This window comes from Cupriavidus consociatus (assembly GCF_017814975.1).
Classification (GTDB): Bacteria; Pseudomonadota; Gammaproteobacteria; order Burkholderiales; family Burkholderiaceae; genus Cupriavidus; species Cupriavidus consociatus.
The window spans coordinates 1-18,148 of the sequence record NZ_JAGIQA010000028.1; the positions used below are offsets into that span (position 1 = coordinate 1).

15 protein-coding genes and 2 pseudogenes are annotated in these 18,148 nt (G+C 60.8%); 3 read left to right on the forward strand and 14 right to left on the reverse strand.

Features of this window, described 5'->3' with window-relative positions; genetic code table 11:
* Positions 1 to 51 precede the first annotated feature (51 nt).
* The 6 genes and pseudogenes from J8I82_RS29315 to J8I82_RS29340 form a co-directional block, all read right to left on the reverse strand.
* A complete protein-coding gene (locus J8I82_RS29315; RefSeq protein WP_209762851.1) occupies positions 52 to 2,418 on the reverse strand; it encodes an AAA family ATPase in 2,367 nt (788 codons plus the stop codon).
* A gap of 45 nt (positions 2,419 to 2,463) precedes the next feature.
* A complete protein-coding gene (locus J8I82_RS29320) occupies positions 2,464 to 3,690 on the reverse strand; it encodes an ISL3 family transposase (protein WP_209762854.1) in 1,227 nt (408 codons plus the stop codon).
* 248 nt (positions 3,691 to 3,938) lie between these two features.
* A pseudogene (locus tag J8I82_RS29325) lies at positions 3,939 to 4,185 on the reverse strand (H-NS histone family protein).
* A 428-nt stretch (positions 4,186 to 4,613) separates the two neighbouring features.
* A complete protein-coding gene (locus tag J8I82_RS29330; protein WP_209762857.1) occupies positions 4,614 to 5,378 on the reverse strand; it encodes a hypothetical protein in 765 nt (254 codons plus the stop codon).
* A gap of 141 nt (positions 5,379 to 5,519) precedes the next feature.
* Positions 5,520 to 6,917, reverse strand: coding sequence for an ISKra4 family transposase (locus tag J8I82_RS29335; protein ID WP_209762860.1), 1,398 nt, complete (start codon positions 6,915 to 6,917; stop codon positions 5,520 to 5,522).
* A gap of 36 nt (positions 6,918 to 6,953) precedes the next feature.
* A complete protein-coding gene (locus J8I82_RS29340; protein WP_209762863.1) occupies positions 6,954 to 7,562 on the reverse strand; it encodes a plasmid pRiA4b ORF-3 family protein in 609 nt (202 codons plus the stop codon).
* Between the two features lie 93 nt (positions 7,563 to 7,655).
* Here J8I82_RS29340 and J8I82_RS29345 point away from each other — a divergent pair.
* A pseudogene (locus J8I82_RS29345) lies at positions 7,656 to 8,615 on the forward strand (transposase); the annotation flags it as partial.
* Positions 8,616 to 9,465: 850 nt separating this feature from the next.
* On the opposite strand, the gene tnpC reads toward J8I82_RS29345, so the two are convergent.
* From tnpC to J8I82_RS29370, 5 genes are all read right to left on the reverse strand, one after another.
* Positions 9,466 to 11,064: an IS66 family transposase gene (gene tnpC, locus J8I82_RS29350; protein ID WP_209762866.1), complete on the reverse strand. Its 1,599-nt coding sequence runs from the start codon at positions 11,062 to 11,064 to the stop codon at positions 9,466 to 9,468.
* A gap of 51 nt (positions 11,065 to 11,115) precedes the next feature.
* Positions 11,116 to 11,475 carry an IS66 family insertion sequence element accessory protein TnpB gene (gene tnpB, locus J8I82_RS29355; protein WP_348635612.1) on the reverse strand — a complete coding sequence of 120 codons (360 nt, stop codon included), beginning with the start codon at positions 11,473 to 11,475 and terminating at the stop codon, positions 11,116 to 11,118.
* Between the two features lie 227 nt (positions 11,476 to 11,702).
* The gene (gene istB, locus J8I82_RS29360) at positions 11,703 to 12,458 is read right to left on the reverse strand and encodes an IS21-like element ISRme9 family helper ATPase IstB (protein WP_133098548.1); all 756 of its coding nucleotides are present in this window, start codon (positions 12,456 to 12,458) and stop codon (positions 11,703 to 11,705) included.
* Positions 12,459 to 12,465: 7 nt separating this feature from the next.
* Positions 12,466 to 14,019 carry an IS21-like element ISRme9 family transposase gene (gene istA / locus J8I82_RS29365; RefSeq protein WP_209762869.1) on the reverse strand — a complete coding sequence of 518 codons (1,554 nt, stop codon included), beginning with the start codon at positions 14,017 to 14,019 and terminating at the stop codon, positions 12,466 to 12,468.
* A gap of 240 nt (positions 14,020 to 14,259) precedes the next feature.
* Positions 14,260 to 14,541 (reverse strand): transposase, encoded by a 282-nt coding sequence (locus J8I82_RS29370; RefSeq protein ID WP_209762872.1) that lies wholly within the window; start codon positions 14,539 to 14,541, stop codon positions 14,260 to 14,262.
* A gap of 145 nt (positions 14,542 to 14,686) precedes the next feature.
* Between J8I82_RS29370 and J8I82_RS29375 the strand changes: the two genes are divergently transcribed.
* Positions 14,687 to 15,337, forward strand: a complete 651-nt coding sequence (locus J8I82_RS29375; RefSeq protein WP_280908456.1) for an integrase core domain-containing protein — start codon at positions 14,687 to 14,689, stop codon at positions 15,335 to 15,337.
* 116 nt (positions 15,338 to 15,453) lie between these two features.
* On the opposite strand, the gene J8I82_RS29380 is transcribed toward J8I82_RS29375, so the two are convergent.
* Positions 15,454 to 15,774 carry a hypothetical protein gene (locus tag J8I82_RS29380; RefSeq protein WP_209762875.1) on the reverse strand — a complete coding sequence of 107 codons (321 nt, stop codon included), beginning with the start codon at positions 15,772 to 15,774 and terminating at the stop codon, positions 15,454 to 15,456.
* A 230-nt stretch (positions 15,775 to 16,004) separates the two neighbouring features.
* On the opposite strand from J8I82_RS29380, the gene J8I82_RS29385 reads away from it, so the two are divergent.
* Positions 16,005 to 16,442 carry a hypothetical protein gene (locus J8I82_RS29385; RefSeq protein WP_209762878.1) on the forward strand — a complete coding sequence of 146 codons (438 nt, stop codon included), beginning with the start codon at positions 16,005 to 16,007 and terminating at the stop codon, positions 16,440 to 16,442.
* Positions 16,443 to 16,707: 265 nt separating this feature from the next.
* Here J8I82_RS29385 and J8I82_RS29390 read toward each other — a convergent pair whose 3' ends face one another.
* The gene (locus J8I82_RS29390) at positions 16,708 to 17,370 is read right to left on the reverse strand and encodes an AAA family ATPase (RefSeq protein ID WP_209762881.1); all 663 of its coding nucleotides are present in this window, start codon (positions 17,368 to 17,370) and stop codon (positions 16,708 to 16,710) included.
* Positions 17,333 to 18,118: a hypothetical protein gene (locus J8I82_RS29395; protein WP_209762884.1), complete on the reverse strand. Its 786-nt coding sequence runs from the start codon at positions 18,116 to 18,118 to the stop codon at positions 17,333 to 17,335. The genes J8I82_RS29390 and J8I82_RS29395 overlap by 38 nt, the downstream gene beginning before the upstream one ends.
* Positions 18,119 to 18,148 lie beyond the last annotated feature (30 nt).

Below are 18,148 nucleotides of genomic sequence, written 5' to 3' on the forward strand. Positions count from 1 at the left end.
CCGCCTCGCCCAAAGCCTCATCGACATGCTGCTTATAAGGCTTGTTGATGCTTACAGTAACTTGGGTGGATTGGGGTCTACCCCCCGATCCTTCAGCAAAATTGCGCGGAGTTCCATCGCGTCGGCGAGATGCTTGACATCGTCAAGGCTGTTGTCAGTTCGATTCAACAGCGGGTGTAACTGTTCTAGCGACTTGCCGAAAATCCAGGCCTCACTGATTCCAAGCTCCCCGAGGTACCCCGAAATTACCTCGTCCACCAAGCGTTCCGCTTCTGCCGTCTCCCCCAGTCGCCACAAAGCGGTGGCTGCGTTGTACTTGAATATGCGTTGATGCTGCTGCGAGTCGGGCAAGGTTTCGCCTAATTCGGCAATGCTTGCCCGGACGCCCGGAAGGTCACGATGCTGCGCTTTCAATTGCATCCGCTTCATTCCAAGCGCCAGTTGAGCGGAGCGCGGCAATTCATGCGCGTCGAGCAATTCCTCCATCCTTGCCAGGCGCTCTGGCAAAGATGCGAGATCGCCGGACTTGAGCTTCGCGAATACTAGTCCATCCAGCGCCCAGAAACGTTGCTCAGGATCGACTTCGATAGACGCGGCCGCCGTTTCCAGACTCGCAAGGAAGACATCCCCTATTCCCATCTCATGAAACATCTCGTCGCCCGCGAACTCGATAATGGTTTCGATTTCCCTGAGCGTGACCAGTGTTTTCACGTAGAGCGAGAAACGCGAGGCGTTTCTTTCATCCATGAGCGAGGCAGACAGTACCTCCCTTAGGGCGTGTCTTGCGCGAAGCGATTGCTCCGGTGCCATGAGTTCCAGATGCCGCCTTCCAAGCAGACTCACGGCGTCATGGATCTTCAGCTGCTGGCCGCCAAAAATCTCGACGATCCCCAAGGGGCGAAGCATGCGGATCATTGATGCGACTGTTGCTTCGCCTAGCTCCAGGGATGCTGAGAGCAAGGTATTGACCTCATCCAGCTTCAAGACCACGTCGGCCAGGCTCAATACCGCCACGACATCCTGAGCGCCACTTGGAAGTCCGTCAAAGATGCGCAAGAGGATGACCTCCTGCGACGTTTCGCCGATATGCGTCTGGCTATCCAGCGCATTGCAAAGTTGTGACGCGTCGCCAGCGTAGTCCAGCACCGCAATTCGCGCCGCGCTCTGCACAAACAGCGGCATGCCCGCCGTCTGCTGACTAAGCCGTCCCATCGTTTCAGCACTGCCTCTCGCACCGATTGCGACAACCTCACTGGCCACCGTGTCAACGTCCCAACCACGGAGCGTTTCTCGCGTGATACCAAGGAGCGCTTCCAATTCCCGTGTCGAACCTGCCGGCTGACACAACAGCAGAAAGCGCAAGTTGCCCGTTGCCCTGAGCGCCGCATGAATGTTGTCTGCAGGTACTTGGTGCGCGTTGTCGATCACGATGATTGGGGCGCGCCCCCGCTCTGCGAGGTACACATCCAGGTTGCGTAATGAGTCAATGCCTGACGCGCCTGGCAGTAAGACCTGTCGCAGGACATGAGAAGCTGCCCCCACAAGGCTGGCCGCCAGTTCTCGGACCAGAGAACTGGCCAACGCCGTTCCTGGCGTGTCACTGGCGTTGAAGTAGACGCAACTCTCCGTGGAATGCGTCGCCGCCTGCGATGCCCACGATGTCTTGCCCGCGCCGGAAAAGCCGCAGATGATCCGCAAGCGCGCGCCGTTGTCAATGTTGGGCTCGTCAATCTGGGGCCGATAGGAGAGCAGCGGCGCGGGAAAGTCTTGGAGCTGCACGAGCAATTGCTCGAACAGTTCGGGCAGGGTCTCAACCGCGAAGGCATGTCCGCCCCGCTGCATCTGACCTGTTGCTGCGGACATCACTAGCCCCGCCAGTTTCCATACGAGTGAGTCGGGAACCAGCATTGCATGGGGTACCGATGCTGCTTGCGCCGTACACCATTGAACGGCATCGCCAAGGTTCCGCCATGCCGGAGGCAGTGCATCAAGATGTGCAGGAACAGGTTGACCTGGGAAGAGGAACTGGATATCACCTTCGAGCGAGCCACTGGCGATCAATGCAGCCAGGGCGGGGCCAGGCGACTGGTTCGCGACGATTGCGAAATGGGCAACGCCTTCGCGCCGCCGGGCGACATGCTCCGCGCGAAGACGCGAAAACCGTTCAAGAGCGGAATCGATGTCGCTAGTGATGATGGGTTGCGAACGGCTCTTCACCTGCACGTAAATTCGGCGTGACGGCAGAACAACTTCAACGTCCTCATCGCGTTCAACGACCACCGAAGTCGCACCGGCAGCGGCAGCCCGGAATAAACAGCCCACCGTGTATAGATGCTGGTACAAAAAGCCGCGGTGCACCGCGGCTATGCGTACCTCCTGTGCAGGGTCCAGGGTGGGAAGAGGTAGATCCATCGCCATGCTACTCATTTCAAATTTTTCGGGCTCTTTTGAAAAATGAGTGGGTTATACGGCATGCGGGTTGATCGCGGAGAAGTCGAGCTTTCCGGCGATCAGGAAGATAACGGTGCGCATGGTCTTGAAGCTCACATAACCGCGGGCCTTGCGCTTGGCGGCTTGGAACAGGCCGTTGAGGGCCTCCAGGAAGCCATTAGTCTGGCGCGTCTGGGTCCATGCAACGATGCCGTCGAAATGCTTGCGGATCATGCGCACGACCTCCTTCATTGGCTCGACCTTGGACCGCATGACGTTCGTGCACCACTGCTCGAGCATTGCGGATACAACGTTGATCTGCTTGCGCTCAAGGATGTCGCGCAACTGCTCGCGATACAGCCAGGCACGGGCAGTGCGTTTGGTCGTGACGTTGGCGATCAACGCGTCGAGATCGGCACGCTGTGCGGCTGGCAAGCCGTCGCGATCCTTGAGCAGCGTCCAGCGCAGGCCTTTGAGGCTTGGATCGGTCTTCTGTTCGATACGCCGGGTCTTGTCCACGGCTGCCGAAGCGTGAGCCACGACATGGAACTTGTCGAAGGTGATGCGCGCGTTGGGCAAATGCTCGCCGACGCCCTTGATGAACGCCGGCGACATGTCGATACTGACCACTCCGATCTGCTCAGGCGCAGCGTTGTGCTCGCGCAGATGTTCAGCGAACTTGCCAACCGTGGCAGCATCCTTGCCTTCTGTCACAAACACGACCTTACGCGCGTCGGCATCAGCGACAAGCGTCAGGTAGTTGTGACCGCGCCTGTAGGACGTTTCGTCAACGGCGGCAGCGGTCATGCCGGCCAGATCGAGTTCGGCCACCGCGAGGTCAACATAGCGCTCGCAGATGGCGTACACGCGATGCCACGACTCACCCACCGTTCTGGCTACAGCAGAAAACGGCATCTGCTGCGCAAGCGCCACCACCATGGCTTCAAACAGCAACGTGAAGCCAGAGAGCTTGCCAGCCCAGTCCGGCTCGACCAACGCCACGCGGCCGTCGGGAAGCTTCACGCGCGGCGTGCGGACTTCCAGATAGCAGTCGTGCTCGAAGAAGTTCAGGTGCCGATAGCGTTTGGTCACCGTGTCGTGAACGGGGTGCCCACCGGCGACCTCCGGGTGAGAAAAGCGGCTGCCGGCGACAAAGTCAATCTGGATCGTCAACATCTTGGTTTGCGCGTTGAAGTCGACTTCCCGGACGAACCACGGATCGCTTACGCCAAGGGCTGCTTCAAACAGTTTGCTATGCATCGCTCGTGTTGCTCTTTACCTGAAACCCGCCACGATACCACCCACTTGAAATTCAAAAGAGGCATTTTTCGGATGTGTGTAGATGACGCGCGCCGCGGGTGAACTCGCGGACCGCCGAGTTTTTAACAAAGGAATCGAGCCATTCCGCTGTCGGTAGAGATCGCACTGACTCCGCGGGCCCTGATTACGGCCTCGATACGTTCTCGACCACCGGCACCATGAAAAACCTTCCAGCAACCGAGCGACGTTTATCCAACCCGGAAAAACTCCACGCTCTGCCCCGCATTGACCGCCCGCTTGAGCCACGACGGCATCTCGCCCCGCCCGTCCCAGGTCAGCCCCTCGGCGTTGCGGTAGCAGACCACCGGCGGTGGGGGGTGGGGGCGGCGGATCGAAGCACCCCGCCGCCTCCAGCTCCTCCATGGTCAGGTCGTAGTCGGCCATCTGCTCCTGGATCCAGCGGATCGCCGCCGGCCGCTCAGTGTTCTTGGTCATCGCTGCTTCTATCGCTACTATTGCTGCCGTCGTGGCGGTCATTCGGGTCGGAGGACGCGGCCGGCGCGCCTGGCTCTGGCTGCTGGGGGGGCTGGCCCTCGTTCCCCGCTGGCGCCGGGCGGGTCTTGCCCCGCCGTCGACCGCCGCCGTCCCGCTCGTGCAGCGCCACGCGCAATTCTGCCAGCAACTGACGCGCGAGCGCCGCCTCGGCCTCGGCGCGCTCAGCCCGTCGTTGTGCTGAAGCCAACTCGGTGCCCACCCGCCAAGCTCGATCGCGTGCCGCCCTTGCGCCTGCTCGGCGGCCGCGAGCCGGTCCCCGAGCGCCGAGGCCTGGGCTTCGAGCCCGGCGACCGCGATGCCACGCCCACGACAGCAGGCGGGCTGTGTGGGAGTAAAACGGCCGAACCTGTTTAGGACGGTGGCGTTTGCTATGTGTTAGGCGTGGCGGCTGCCGTGGCTTCGACTGTGGTCGGCGTGGACGCATTTTTCGACAGCTCTTTCTGCTTCAACGCGAGTTCCACAAGGTCCAGCTGGTGCTTATGCATGCCCTGTATCGCCCGAAGCCAGATCGCGCCCAACGACAAGCCAAAAACCCCCGCGCAGGCGTAAAGCATGAATGTACCGGCAAAGCTGTTCGACTCAAATCCGCTGGCCATTTCTCGTCCGAGCCATGGCAGTCCGCCGCCCTCCTTCACGACGGCGTAGACCAGGCCCATCTGGGAAATAAATGCGGTCTCCTTTCCGAAAAACTGGGAGATCCGCATGTCAATCCGACCGATTCGGGTTGTGAGCCAATGACGGGCGAGCTGAAGCGACTCCCCTGTGTATGACACCAGGATGGCGGCGGCATGCAAGTCGTTGGCGAGAGCGCCTTGTGCCGTTGCGCTTGCATCGTCCTTCCAGCGGCGGACCCGCACCAGCAACATGACGGGCTCAACCATTACTCCGATGAGGGTGGCCAACGTCGTCAGAATCACCAGCGCGCTGAGCGCTGTCCTTAGCCATGTTGGCGACCATCCAAATTTGTAGCCAAGAACGAGGCTCACGGCGACCAAAAGGCATAGTCCGGCGAATACGAATAGCCACTTCGCCAAGGTAGCAGCTCGAAGCTCCATCTTGCTCTTCGCGGCTGACTGAACAGGCTGGTACTTGGACACATGGTCCAGGATGGCGACGACGTCTTGGGATGGCATTACTGCTGTCTTCCGGTGGTTGAAAAACCGGATGATGGCAGAGAGTGCCGGCTACGCAACTATTTGGCGCGTGTATTTTTTAGCCTTGCTTCGTCGCGCCCTGCGCCTGGATCCAGGAGACCGCGCCAAAACGGGGGCCGACTAAGCGGCAAGGCGGTGGTTTTCATCCCGGGCGATGGACGGATACCATCGTTCAACGTAAGACCGGAACTGGTTATTGAGTACGGCCGTCCGGATTTGCAGCAGGTTGTGCGCGTGTCGAGGCCGCCAGGCCATCTGCTGGCGTTTCACGAACCGCTTGCTGATCACCTGATTGACGGCCGACTCGACGAACCCTGAGGCAATGGGCTCTCCATGCCGGTAGCGGTCACCGTAGTTCACGATGAAGTGTCGGTTGTTGTCGAGGTAGACAATGAACTCCTCGAGCTTGCCGAGAAGTTTGCCCTCCTCGGGGCTGGCCTCAGGGTCCAGATCCCAGCTCAGGCTTTCCAGGCGGCGCAACGCTGGAAAGGGGCAGCCGTGCCACAAGTGCCACTTGGCGCCATGCAGCGTCTTGATCAATGCGGTATTGCTGGGGCCATCGCTGTGTGCCGGCCGGCCCTTGATCATCTGTTCGAGATTCTGTACCCGCATGGCGATGTGGAACCAATCGAGAACGTAGTCACCGCGGTCACCAAAGCCGAGCTGGGCAAACCGTACGGTATCGCCGCCGTCCGACAAGAAAGTGACCGGCTGACTGGGTTGCACACCTTCTCGTAGCAGAAAGTTCCACATACGATCGGCCGGTCGGCGCTCCAGTTTGTGCACGTAGGCAAAGCTATGGCCGGCATCCTGATCCCGTAGGGACTTCCCGACGATCACTTCAAACCAGCCATCCTGGCGGCGCCGGTGGCCGGCCCGTCGCAGGTAGCCGCCGTCAATGCCGACCGCGCGGATCGGACTGGGCTCCGGGATATGGGGCGAGCCCGCGCTCGCCGCCACCTCTGCCTGCCGCCGGGCGTCGGTGACCTGTGCGGCTTCCAGCCGGCGACCGAGCGTGCTGACTTGGCGCCGGATTGAGCTCGCTGCCAGCACATGATCGAGCGGCAATACCTCTTGCAGGACGTTGACGGTCAGACCATACGACATCAACGCTGCAAACTTGACCTCGAGATACTGAAGTTCTGGACTGACCCGCTCAGGCAGACAGCGGGCGACGGGGCTGAAGCTCGGTGCGTCGCCCTGGCAATGCCGGCAGGGGTACAGCCTCGGACTGTCAATCGACAGTCTCCCGAACGCGCTCCGAAAGACCAGGTGATGGTGGCCCTTGCAAGCCAGCTGCGCCCCGCACGTGGGACACACGCTGGTCCGGGCAACGGCCTCGGCAACCTGTGCCGCAACCATCGTGCGCTGCAGCCGACCCAGCAATGATTTCGCCTCCTCCAGATGCAGGCCCAGCGAGCCCACATCAAAGCCGTCTCTCTCGAACTGGGCGATTTCGGTGACGGTGGCTGGCACGCCTCCATCGTCCTGCACTATGAGTTGCAAGCTGATACGCATGGCCGCCCTCCTCCCGTAGAAGCTGCGGCGACCAGTCTACCCTTCGAGCTCTCGCAACCGATTATTGACGGTCTGACGGTCAAAGCGACGATCCAGCCAAGTCAGCCACCGGTGGACCTCGTCGCGTAGGTCTTCCAACACGATAGGCCGCTCGCGTAGCGACTCGATCCAATCGAGGAATTCGTATTCACTGTGTTCGTCCCTGGCCTCCAGATACCTCTCGATCCCGCCAATGTCCTCTGGCGGGCAAGGCCCGCACCCCGCCACGCACCGTGGCAGCAGGCCAGGATGTTGCCGCAACATACGCCGCTCCATCCGTATCTCGTGGCGCCACCACGCGTTGAAGTCATACACGTAGACAAAGCCTTCGTGTTCGCGGAGATGAAACGCGGTCAGCGGCAGTTCGTTTGCCACGGTGCAGAACTGCAGGACGCCTTCATGTGCGTCGCCGTAGCGCCTGCCACGAATGCTGAACGTGTGCAGATGTTCTTCGGCCCAGCCCATGACGACCTGGATGACATGGTGCAACTGTCCGAGCGTCAAGTGCTCGGGAACGAGGACGCACCGCCAGACCGGCGGGCTCAGGCCACGCAGCGCAATTCGAAGTTGAAGGACCGAGATCGCCGGCCCAGGATCGGAAGCCATGCGCGCATTGTAGGTGCCTCATTGGCCGCCCCCCGCGGCAAAATAGATGTCGCCTCGATAGAATCTGAACCCTGGGGGCGATAAGAGAGAGAAGTGGCTCGTTACGGACAGGAATTTAAGGACCGGGCAGTAGCACGGTTGTTACCGCCGGAGAGTGCGGCGGTGGAAGTGGTTTCAAGGGAATTGGGTGTGGCAGTGGCCACGCTGGAGCGCTGGCGTGCGGACGCTATGTCCATGCCCGCTCGCGAGCGGGCATGGACAGCGGCGGCCAGGTTTGAGGCGGTGCTGGCGACGGCTGCTATGGACGAGGCCAGCAAGAACGCCTGGTGCCGTGAGAACGGTGTGTTTCCGCGGGAGTTGGAGCAGTGGCGCACTGCTGCCACGCAGGCGCTGGCGGAGCCCGAGGATGCGCGCGCGACTCCTCGTGAGACGAAGGCAGATCGACGCCGCATCAAGGAACTCGAGCGCGAGCTGCGCCCTGGCTGAAGCCGCCGCCCTGCTGATACTCTCAAAAAAGCTCGAAGGCATCTTCCCGAAGGACAAGGACGAGGACGCATGATCGGCCTGGAAGATCGCCATACGATGGTCCGCCATATCGAAACCGCTCACGCGGGCGGCGCTCGCCTGCGCCTGGCGTGTGAGGTAGCTGGCATCACCGTGCGCACTCTGCAACGCTGGAAGGCCCACGATGGCTTGGTGGTCGGCGACAGCCGCCCCGGGGCCGAGCGCCCCACGCCCGCGCATGCGTTGAGCATCGAGGAGCGCGAACGCATTCTGGCCGTCGCCAATGAGCCGCGCTTCGCCGACATGCCGCCAGCGCGCATCGTGCCCATACTGGCCGATGAGGGTGTCTACCTGGCAAGCGAGTCAAGCTTCGGCCGCGTGCTGCGCGCCCATGGGCAGACCCGGCATCGAGGACGCGCCAAGGCGCCGCGCCAAAGCCGACCACCCACCACACACGTGGCCACCGGGCCGCGCCAATTGTGGTGCTGGGACATGACCTATTTGCCGGCAGAGGTCGCCGGGCGCTGGTTTTATCTGTACTTGATCCGTGCGACACGTGTCGCCGTCCGCCGCGCGTTAAGCGGCATGTTGTTGGCGGTAAAGTTCGTTCTTGTCTTGTCACATGCGGCAAGCCGTACTGTGACCTGCTGTGCGACCAGCAGTTGCCTACTTGGACAGGCGCGACTGGTAACGGTCGAGTCTGAAGCTCCAGGGACAACGTACTTCTCGAATGACGCCCATCCCGGCGACGGGACCATGGGCGATGCTGCTAGCCGTAGGGCGGCGTGAAGGCTAGGCAAGTTCCGCACGCGCAACGGATGTGAACTGTTGATAAACCTCGTAATACAGAATGGGCCAAAGCGGCTGATAGGCCCAGACCAAAAGGTATGCAGTTGGTTGCTCTCTTGGATCATGGGGGCACGTCGTCACAAGACTGCCGGGGGAAAGACAGGCGCTAAACGGACAGGCCCGGTAGTACTCGGGTTGGCAGGAACGGGAACGTGGTAAGCCCGATTCCCCGCCACGGATTCTGCAAATCGAATCCGTGGCAGGTGCCCCGCAAGGGAAGCTGATGGGGGAGCGGGTAAGAGAACGCGGAGAAAGCGAACGGCAGGTTGTAATGGCCTGCATAGGGGTTCAAACTTTGCCCCGACCCGAAAGGGTGCAGACTTCCGCGAAGTGTGGCTGTCGCAAACCAGTATCTGAGGTTCGACGTGGGGGAAGCTTGGAAGAGGCTACCTCCTTGGTAGTTCAGCGCCCTCGTCTCAGCGATGAGATGGACCAACGATATGACGAATGCGAAGGGTCTGTGCAGGACGACAAGCCCGGCATCACCAAGTTGATGCTTTAGCTGTGCGTAACCGTCCGACCACTAGCGTTCTTGACGAGGGGGAGATGTTCAGGCTGCTGTGGGACGAAGTTGATCAGCCACGGACCATGGCAGCAGTTCGCTGACGCGGTTGACGGGGTGCTCGGCAATGCGGGCAATGACGTGTCGCAGGTAAGCCTCGGGATTGAGACCGTTGAGCTTGGCTGTCGCAACAAGCGTATAGATTGCGGCGCCGCGTTCACCGCCACTGTCGGAGCCGAAGTGTAGGAAGTTCTTCCGGCCAAGAGCGACTGCTCTTAGTGCGCGCTCTGCCGCATTATTGTCGATCTCGACGCTGCCATCGTCGACATACAGCGTTAGTGCAGCCCACTGATTCAGTGCGTAGTTGATGGCCTTCGCGGTTTCGCTTTTGTGCGACACCGTGCTGAGCGTCGAGCGCAACCATCTTTCGAAGGCATCCAGTAAGGGACGCGCTCGTTCCCGTCGGACGCGTCTTCGCTCGTCTGGCGGTTTGCCGCGGATCTCGGCCTCAATCGCGTACAGCTCGCCGATTCGGTGCAGCGCCTCGGTGTTGACCTCGTTCCTGCGAGCCAGGTACAGGTCGTGGAATTTTCGTCTCGCGTGAGCGACGCATCCAGCCTCTAGCACGTCGCCTCGTTCATAGATGGCGTTGTAGCCTGCGAATGCATCGGCCTGCAAGATTCCCTTGAAGCCCTTCAAGTGAGCTTGCGGATATTCGCCCGACCGACTCGGGCTGTATGCGAACCAGACGGCGGGTGTGTCCTTCGATCCGGCCGGCCTGTCATCACGTACATAGGTCCAGAGCCGACCCGTCTTGGTCTTGCCATTGCCGGGTTCAAGGACCGGTACCGGCGTGTCGTCGGCATGGATCTTCGAGGCCGCCATCACGTACTGTCGAATTGCGTCGACCAGCGGGCGCAGTAGTGCGCTGGCCTGGCCGACCCAATCGGCCAGCGTCGATCGGCTCAACTCGACACCATCCCGCGCGTATATCGCTGACTGACGGTACAGGGGGAGATGGTCGCAGAATTTGCCCACCAGGACATGAGCGAGCAGGCCAGGACCCGGCATACCGCGATCAATGGGGCGACTGGGTGCGGCCGCCTGCACGATACAGTCACAACAAGCGCAGGCCTTCTTCGGTCGACGATGACGAATCACTCGCCAATGCCCGGGCACATACTCGAGCTGCTCGGCAATGTCCTCGCCAAGATCGCTGAGAGCTCCGCCGCACTGCGGACAGCACACGTCATCGGGCTGATGGACGATATCTTCGCGCGGTAGATGATCGGGGAGCGGTTTGCGTCCAGTAGGCTTGCCCGCGTCATTGGGGCGTTGCTTGCGCGTCTCGAGAGCCGTCGCGCCTTCGTCGGCCTGCAGGTCCTCAAGGCGCAATTCCAGTTGCTCGATCTGGTGATCGATCTTCTCGGACTTACGCCCGAACTGCATTCGCTGGAGCTTGGCGATCCACAGCTTCAGGCTCTCGATTTCCAGCGCTCGGTCCGAGAGAGTCTTCTGAAGCGTCGCGACGGTGTCGCGCAGATCTTCCAGGTCACTGTCACGCTCCCGCAGCGCTGCTTCGCGCGCGAGCAGGAGCGCCTTCAAGGCGTTGATGTCGTCCGGAAGCGAAGCGTCGCTGGAGTTCATGCAGGCAGTTTACGCGCCCGCATCTCTCCTCACGTGCGTTGTCACAGACGTTTACAAAGCACTGCAAGGACGGGCGGCATCGATGGGCTGCCGCCAATCGAATCCCTCCAGCAGTAGACCAAGCTGCGCGCTCGTCAAAGCTACTACCCCACCTTCGGCGCGCGGCCAAGCGAAGCGCCCCCGTTCCAGCCGTTTGGCAAACAGGCACAGTCCGCCATCGCGCCAATACAGGCACTTGAGCAGATCGCCACGTTTGCCTCTGAAGATGAACACGTGGCCCGAGAAGGGATCTTTCTGAAGTACCGTCTGCACCTTGGCCGCCAGGCCATCAAAGCCGCATCGCATGTCCGTAAAACCTGTGGCAACCCAGATTCGGGTGTTCGCCGGCGGCCCCATCATTGGCTCAGGCATTGCACCACCGTGCGCAGGACTTCCGGATCGACCCGGCCTTCAATGCTCACTTGGCCCTTGGCCAGTTGCAACCGTATGACCCCGGTGGGCGATGCTTCCGGCTGATCGCACTGGTTCCCTGCAGGAGGCACGTCTGCGGATTTCGGTGAAGGTGATCAGCGGTTTCGGCGAACGTGATCGGGGAAGGAAGGTGGTACTGCGCGGTCAGGAGATTGTAGCGTAGGTGATCACGATGCCCGTTTCTTGGCGTCGGTAGCCGAGCGCTTGCGCATGGATTCGCCTTTGAGCGATACCTTGTGCGCCTGGTGGACCAGCCGGTCCAAGATGGCGTCAGCCAGCGTCGGATCATTCAACCACTGGTGCCAATGCTCGATCGGGAGCTGGCTGGTCACGATGGTCGAGCGGGTGCCGACGCGATCGTCCAGAACTTCCAGCAGATCGCCGCGTGCGCTTTCAGAAGGCTCCTGTAGGCCCCAGTCGTCCAGCACCAGGACATCGATGCGCGCGAGCTGTGCCAGACGGCGGGTGAAGCTCCCGTCGCCGTGGGCGATCTGCAGTTCCTCGAACAGTCGAGGCACTCGCAGATAGAGAGCAGAGAATCCCTGCCGACAGGCCTGCTGAGCAAACGCACAGGCCAGCCAGGACTTGCCGGCACCGGTCGCCCCGGTCAGGATGAGACTCTGAGCATTGCGGATCCAGTCGCAACTGGCCAGGCTGGCGACCAGCCGCTGGTCAAGGCCGCGGCTGCCGTCATAGACCACATCCTCGAGGCATGCCTGGGTGTGCTTGAGCTTGGCCGAGCGCAGCAGCCGCTCCAGGCGCCTGGTGTCGCGCCAAGCAATCTCCCGGTCGACCAGCATGGAGAAGCGTTCTTCGAACGGCAGGCTGGAGCTGGCGGTCAGGGCAGACTGTTCCTCGAAGGCCCGCGCCATCCCGTCGAGCTTGAGGGCCTTGAGCTGGCCGACGGTGTGTTGCATCAGCATAGTTTTCCTAATGGTAGTAGTCGGGTCCGCGCACGTTGTCGTGCATGGGGGAATGCCACTCGGTTTGCGATACCGGCAGAGTGGCTTGCCGGTCCAGACGGTTTTCAAGGATGGAGACCACAGACTTACGCGTGAGCGAGCCAATGGCGACGGCGCGGGCACAAGCGGCTTCGAGCCGCTCCTTGCTGTACTTCTTGGCCAGACTCAGCAGACCCAAGCAGGCGCGATACCCCATCTCGGGATGGCTCTTGTGGGTGAGCTGGTATTCGACGATGACGGCGACGTTGGGCCCAATCGAGGCTGCCCAGTTGAGTAGCCGCCCGGGCGTCCATTCGAGGTGCGCGCGGTGGGCCACCGGCATGTGTTCCTTGACCGTGCTGTGGCTGCCCTTGCGGGTATTGCGCGCGTGCAGCGCCACCCGTTTGCCACCGTACAGGATCTCGATGGTATGGCGGGTTACGCGAGCCTCCACCGCCTTGCGCACCAGGGCATGCGGCACGCTGTAGTAGTGGCCGTCGATCTCGACGTGGTAGTCGACGTTGACGCGGCACTGTTTGACCGTTGCAACTTCGTAGCGCCGCGGCGGCAGCGGTCGCAGCACTGGCCGGTCCAACCGCTCGAACCACTCCCGGCGCGTGCCAGGCAGCTTCTTGAATGGTCGGTCGTTCAGATCCGCGACGAGCTTCTTGATGGCCTTGTTGAGCTCGGCCAGGCTGTAGAAACGGTGGTTGCGCAGCCGCGCCAGGATCCACCGCTCGACGATCAGCACGCCGGTCTCGACCTTGGCCTTGTCTTGCGGCTTGCGCGGCCGCGCCGGCAGCATGGCCGTGCCGTAGTGATGAACGAAGTCCTCCGCCGTCCGAGACAGCACTGGCTCATACCGGTCAGCGCGAGCCACCAGCGCGCGCGGGTTATCCGGCACAAGCAGCTCGGGCACGCCGCCGGCGTATTCCATCGCGCAGACCATCCCCCCGATCCAGTCGGCGGTGGTCTGCCCCCGGGTGGCGCATGCGTATGTGTAATTCGACGCGCCCAGCACAGCGACGAAGATGCTGGCTTCGAAGGCAAGGCCGCCCTCGGCATCCAGAATCGGCACCATCTGACCGGCGAAGTCAGCAAACAGCTTTTCGCCGGCGCGGTGCTGCTGGCGCATCGACCGTTTGAGCGTCGCTGCCCAGTCCCGGTAACGGCAGCAGAACTGCGTGTATTGGTAAATGGGGACCCCGGGATTCGCCTCCAGGTATTCCTCCCACAGCAACTGCAGTGTCACGCCCTTGCGGCGCAACTCGCGATGCAGATAGGGGAAGTCCGGCGTCACCCGCCCGCCCGGGCTGTTGGCCGGCTTCTGCGCGCCGAACAGCCGCTGCTCCAGCGTGTCTTCGTTCAGGCTGTCCGCCTGCGGCCAATCCAGCCCCGCTGCCTTCGCCATTGCCGCGTACTGCGAAACGGCGCCAACACTCACACCCGTCGCCCTAGCGATCTGCCGGTGCGAAAGGCCACACGCCCACTTCAGGCGAAGCACTTCCTTGATTTTGCGCATGGTCATCCGGTTGGCCGGCATCAGCTTGCTTCCTTGAAAAAAGGAAGCAGCGTATCGCCGGCGTTCTAGTCCATGCGCAGTCCCACCCCTAACCCTTGCCCGGCCCCATTACGGTGCGTAATCACCTATTTCGGCTGCTTGATCACCTATTTCGGCAACGTGATCACTCGTTTCGGGAACGTGATCACCGATTTCGGCGGCGTCGCCGAAGTGATCACGTTCCGCCGAAACCAGCGATCAGCTTCCGCCCGAAACGGGTGATCACGTTCCCCCGAAACCGCTGATCACGCGCCCCGAAATACGCAGCACGTCGACCGATCCTTCGACTGCGGGTGCCTCAACGATGACGGGCAACAGCAGTGGGTCGTTCGCAACCTCCGGGGGGCCGAAATCGCCTGCTCTGTACATGCGACGCCAGCGAAAGACCATGTTCACGTTCAGGCCGTGTTCCAGCGCTAGCTTTGAAACAGACACGCCTGGCACGCACGCAGCTTCTGCCAGCCTACGTTTGAGTTCAATCGGATGATTGCGGCAGCCGTGCATGCGGCCACCTCGCTTTGCCACAGAGTCCAAAGTAGCTCCCGCCAAATTCTGATGGGGACTACTCTGGATACATTCGCCTTAAGCGTCTACACGGCCATCAGCGGACGGTTACAGCTGTGCTTGAGCCGTATGCGGTGAAAGTCGCTTGTGCGGTTCTTTGGGGAGGGAGCAACGGAGACGCTGCTCTCTTACCCGCTTAGACGTCTACAGCCGCAAGATCGTGGGCTTCGAGGTCCACGATCGCGACGACGCCGACCACGCGGCGCACCTGGTCAAACGCACGGCACTGGCCGAGGGCATTCATGCCATGGCGGCCAAGCCGGTGCTGCACGGGGACAATGGTGCCACGCTCAAGGCCACCACGGTATTGGCGATGTTGCACTGGCTGGGCGTCAAGCCGTCGTATTCGCGCCCACGGGTGAGCGATGACAATGCGTTCGTCGAGAGCCTGTTCCGCACGGCCAAGTATCGGCCGGAGTTCCCGTCCAAGGGCTTTGCTGATCTGACCGCGGCGCGCACCTGGGCAGCGGACTTCGTCCACTGGTACAACAACGAGCACAGGCACAGTGGCATCCGCTACGTGAGCCCAGCACAGCGCCACGCCGGACAAGATGACAAGATTCTCGCCGCGCGCCATGAGTTGTACGCCAAGGCCCGTGAGAGCAACCCGCGCCGCTGGTCATGCAAGACTCGAGATTGGTCACCAATTGCCACGGTCACGCTCAATCCAGAGCGCGAGATTGCCGTGCCCACCCGTATCAAGCCAGCCGCTGGAAACCAGCGCTTAGCTGCATGAATGAGGCGACATCTACCTTGACGCGCGCCGGCCGCTCGGCAGCGGTCCCTCGTCTGCCCCCGTTTTTGCGCGGTCTCCTACCACGCCGCAGGCAAGTTCAAGCGGGACGATCTCTCCTAGCGTCGCTTTGCTAGCTCCTTGAATAACTCTACGCCGCCCTCGCTGACGTTCTTCAAGGGATTCCCCCGGCACCAATTGTCCATCCACAGATATAGCGATTCGTTGTCAGTGTTTTTGAGGGCATCGACATCCGTCGCAACCGCCATGCCGGTGAGATAGCCAACCAGCCAGGCGATGTTCTTGACATTCAGCCAGTCGTTCTTGGCGCGCTCTGCTACCCAAGTGCCGCATGACGGCGTGCCGACAACCGTGATTGCATGAGCCGGAGGCGCCTGCATTGCGAGGGCCGCGATGACTGCGGCGAGTGTCTTTTTCATTGCTTCTCCCTAAGCGAGCCGATTGTATCGGGCGGGCCTAAGCTTGCATATGGCGAGAGTCGCGTGACTGGTTGGAAGATTAAGTGTCCAGGTGGGCGACGCCACCCGCTGGAGATCTGATTCTTTTTTTTTGGTGGCACGAATCTACGAGACATAGCGAACATTTAGCCAGGAGGTAACCTCCTGGCTTATGACGTCAAATCCTATGGGTTCTTAATTCATGGGACGTTATGTTCGAAATGTTGCTACTGTCGGGAGGTGGTGGAAAACCCATCTACTACGACTCCGGTCCAGGTCCCCAGCAGCTGGCGTTTGGGGACACCAATCTCGGCTTCTTTGGCGAGGTCACGCAGTCGGATCTGCTTTCAGCGTCCGCGCTATTGGCACAGCTGCCGGAATTAGCCTCCAACGGCTATCAAAGCGCTACCGTCACTTGGCTTAAATTTGCCTATAAGGGCAAATATCTTTTCATTGCTCGTGCACCGGTCTTCACGAGCATGAATTGGAACAAGTTGTATGGGTCCGGCCTCGTTCATGGATCGGACGACGTCGGTCCCTTCAACAACGGGTTTCCTACCAATCAAGTACGGCTGGTCACGTCGGGCCCTTACCGCGTCAAAGCGCGCACCATGGGGTCATCGTACTTTCCGTGTCAAAAATGGCGGTAGCAGACTGCAAAGGCGCCGGCAGCAGGGTTTCTTGGTGCAAGGAATCACGTGCCGACGGAGCATTTGTAAGCCATTGATTGCAAATGGTTTTACGGGGCATGCCGCCAGAAAATGCACGGAAAGTACGATGACCCCAGGGAGCGCTCGGCAACCGAATGATCGGTCCACCTGTTTTTTTGCAGGTACCTCACGAGCAAGACGGCCTCTCATGCCAGGTTAGACAGCCACACCATACCTGGAAGGGCCGCACTCGATGCGCGCACGCTCAGACGTTGAATCGAAAAATCGGCGTGAGGCGCGCGAGCAGTTCCTCAGGAGAGCCGGAGCTATCCACAAGATGACAGGCACATCCCGCCAAGACGGCATACTGCGCGGCGAGCGAGGCCTGAGTCTGCACGTGCATGGATAGTTCGTAATCGCTCGGCAACGGTCGACCTTCGGGCGCCGCCATAATGCGTTGCCGCAGGACCTCCGCCGGTGCGTACAGGCACACAATCGAATCGATCGCTAGCGCCTTTAGGTGATCCGGCACGAAGGGAGTTACGCGAAATCCATAGCTCTCTTTCGTTACGGGATGACTGTCAATGATGACGTCTCCCGTTTGACGGTCTCTCTCGACCAGTTGCAGAAGTTGGTGATCAACTTCTGCAACATCACTGCGGGTCACTACAGTACCGGACTGCGCGCGAATGTCAGCGGTTGCAAGCACCTTCCCTGCTCGAGCTTCGATATGCGCACGAAGTAGTCGACTGTACGAATGAACAGTCAGATTCCGATTCGTGCCTACGAGCGAATCGCAGACAGTGGTTTTGCCCGTTGCTGGCGCACCGGTCAGGTAAACGACACGACCCATATCGTCACGTGGGATCAAGCGCGGCGGATGAGATCGGTCAGGCGTATGCAAGCGCGCGATCGATTCCTGCAGCATCCAGATTGGAAGGCTCAGGAGCGAACATATCGATGGTACGTCCGCGTGGCTTGGGCATCTGCACTGGTTGCCGCAACTGTGTAACCACCGTCGCCCACCGATCAATGCTGCCCGATCTTGCCGCATCTTCAAGTGCGCGGACATCGACGCTTTTCAGCGTGACTGGGTTGGCGAGACGGACACAATAGGGAGCCTCCAGCAACACCGTGAAACTCACCGGATACTGCTTCGTACCGGGTTCGGTGTGATGATCGTGTGACACCACAGCGGTAACCTGTGACGCACCCAGCGCCTTTCCCGTTCCCAAGTTGCGCAATGTGGCTGGTGAAATACTTAGTTCTGGAATGGGTTGAAGTACACTTTGCGAAGAACACACCAGAGCGTAGTGGCTTTCCTTCCTTCGCCCGGATGGCAGCGTCGCTCGACTCGTCACAAAAGCATGGCGCGGCAGGGGCCGTGCCTCTCCAGCACCATCAATCCAAGCGGTCCACAGAACAACTTCGCCTGGATCGACGTCAATCGACTTCGGGCGGCTCGGCATCGGCGAGAACACGGCGACCAAAGGCGCCCCATCGGCAGTCGCGAGGTCAGCATTCTCCCCCAATGACTGGCCAATCCCCCAGAGGAACTGCCCATTCCCGAGCTGCCGCTCCCACTCTTTGCGCAAGAGTATGGACGACAAGTCTTCGCCCGACTCCGTACCCATCTTCGACCAGCAAAACGTGGACGGCAGTTTCTTCAGTTTCATGTGCATCCCCAAGGTTGTGGCATTCTAGCA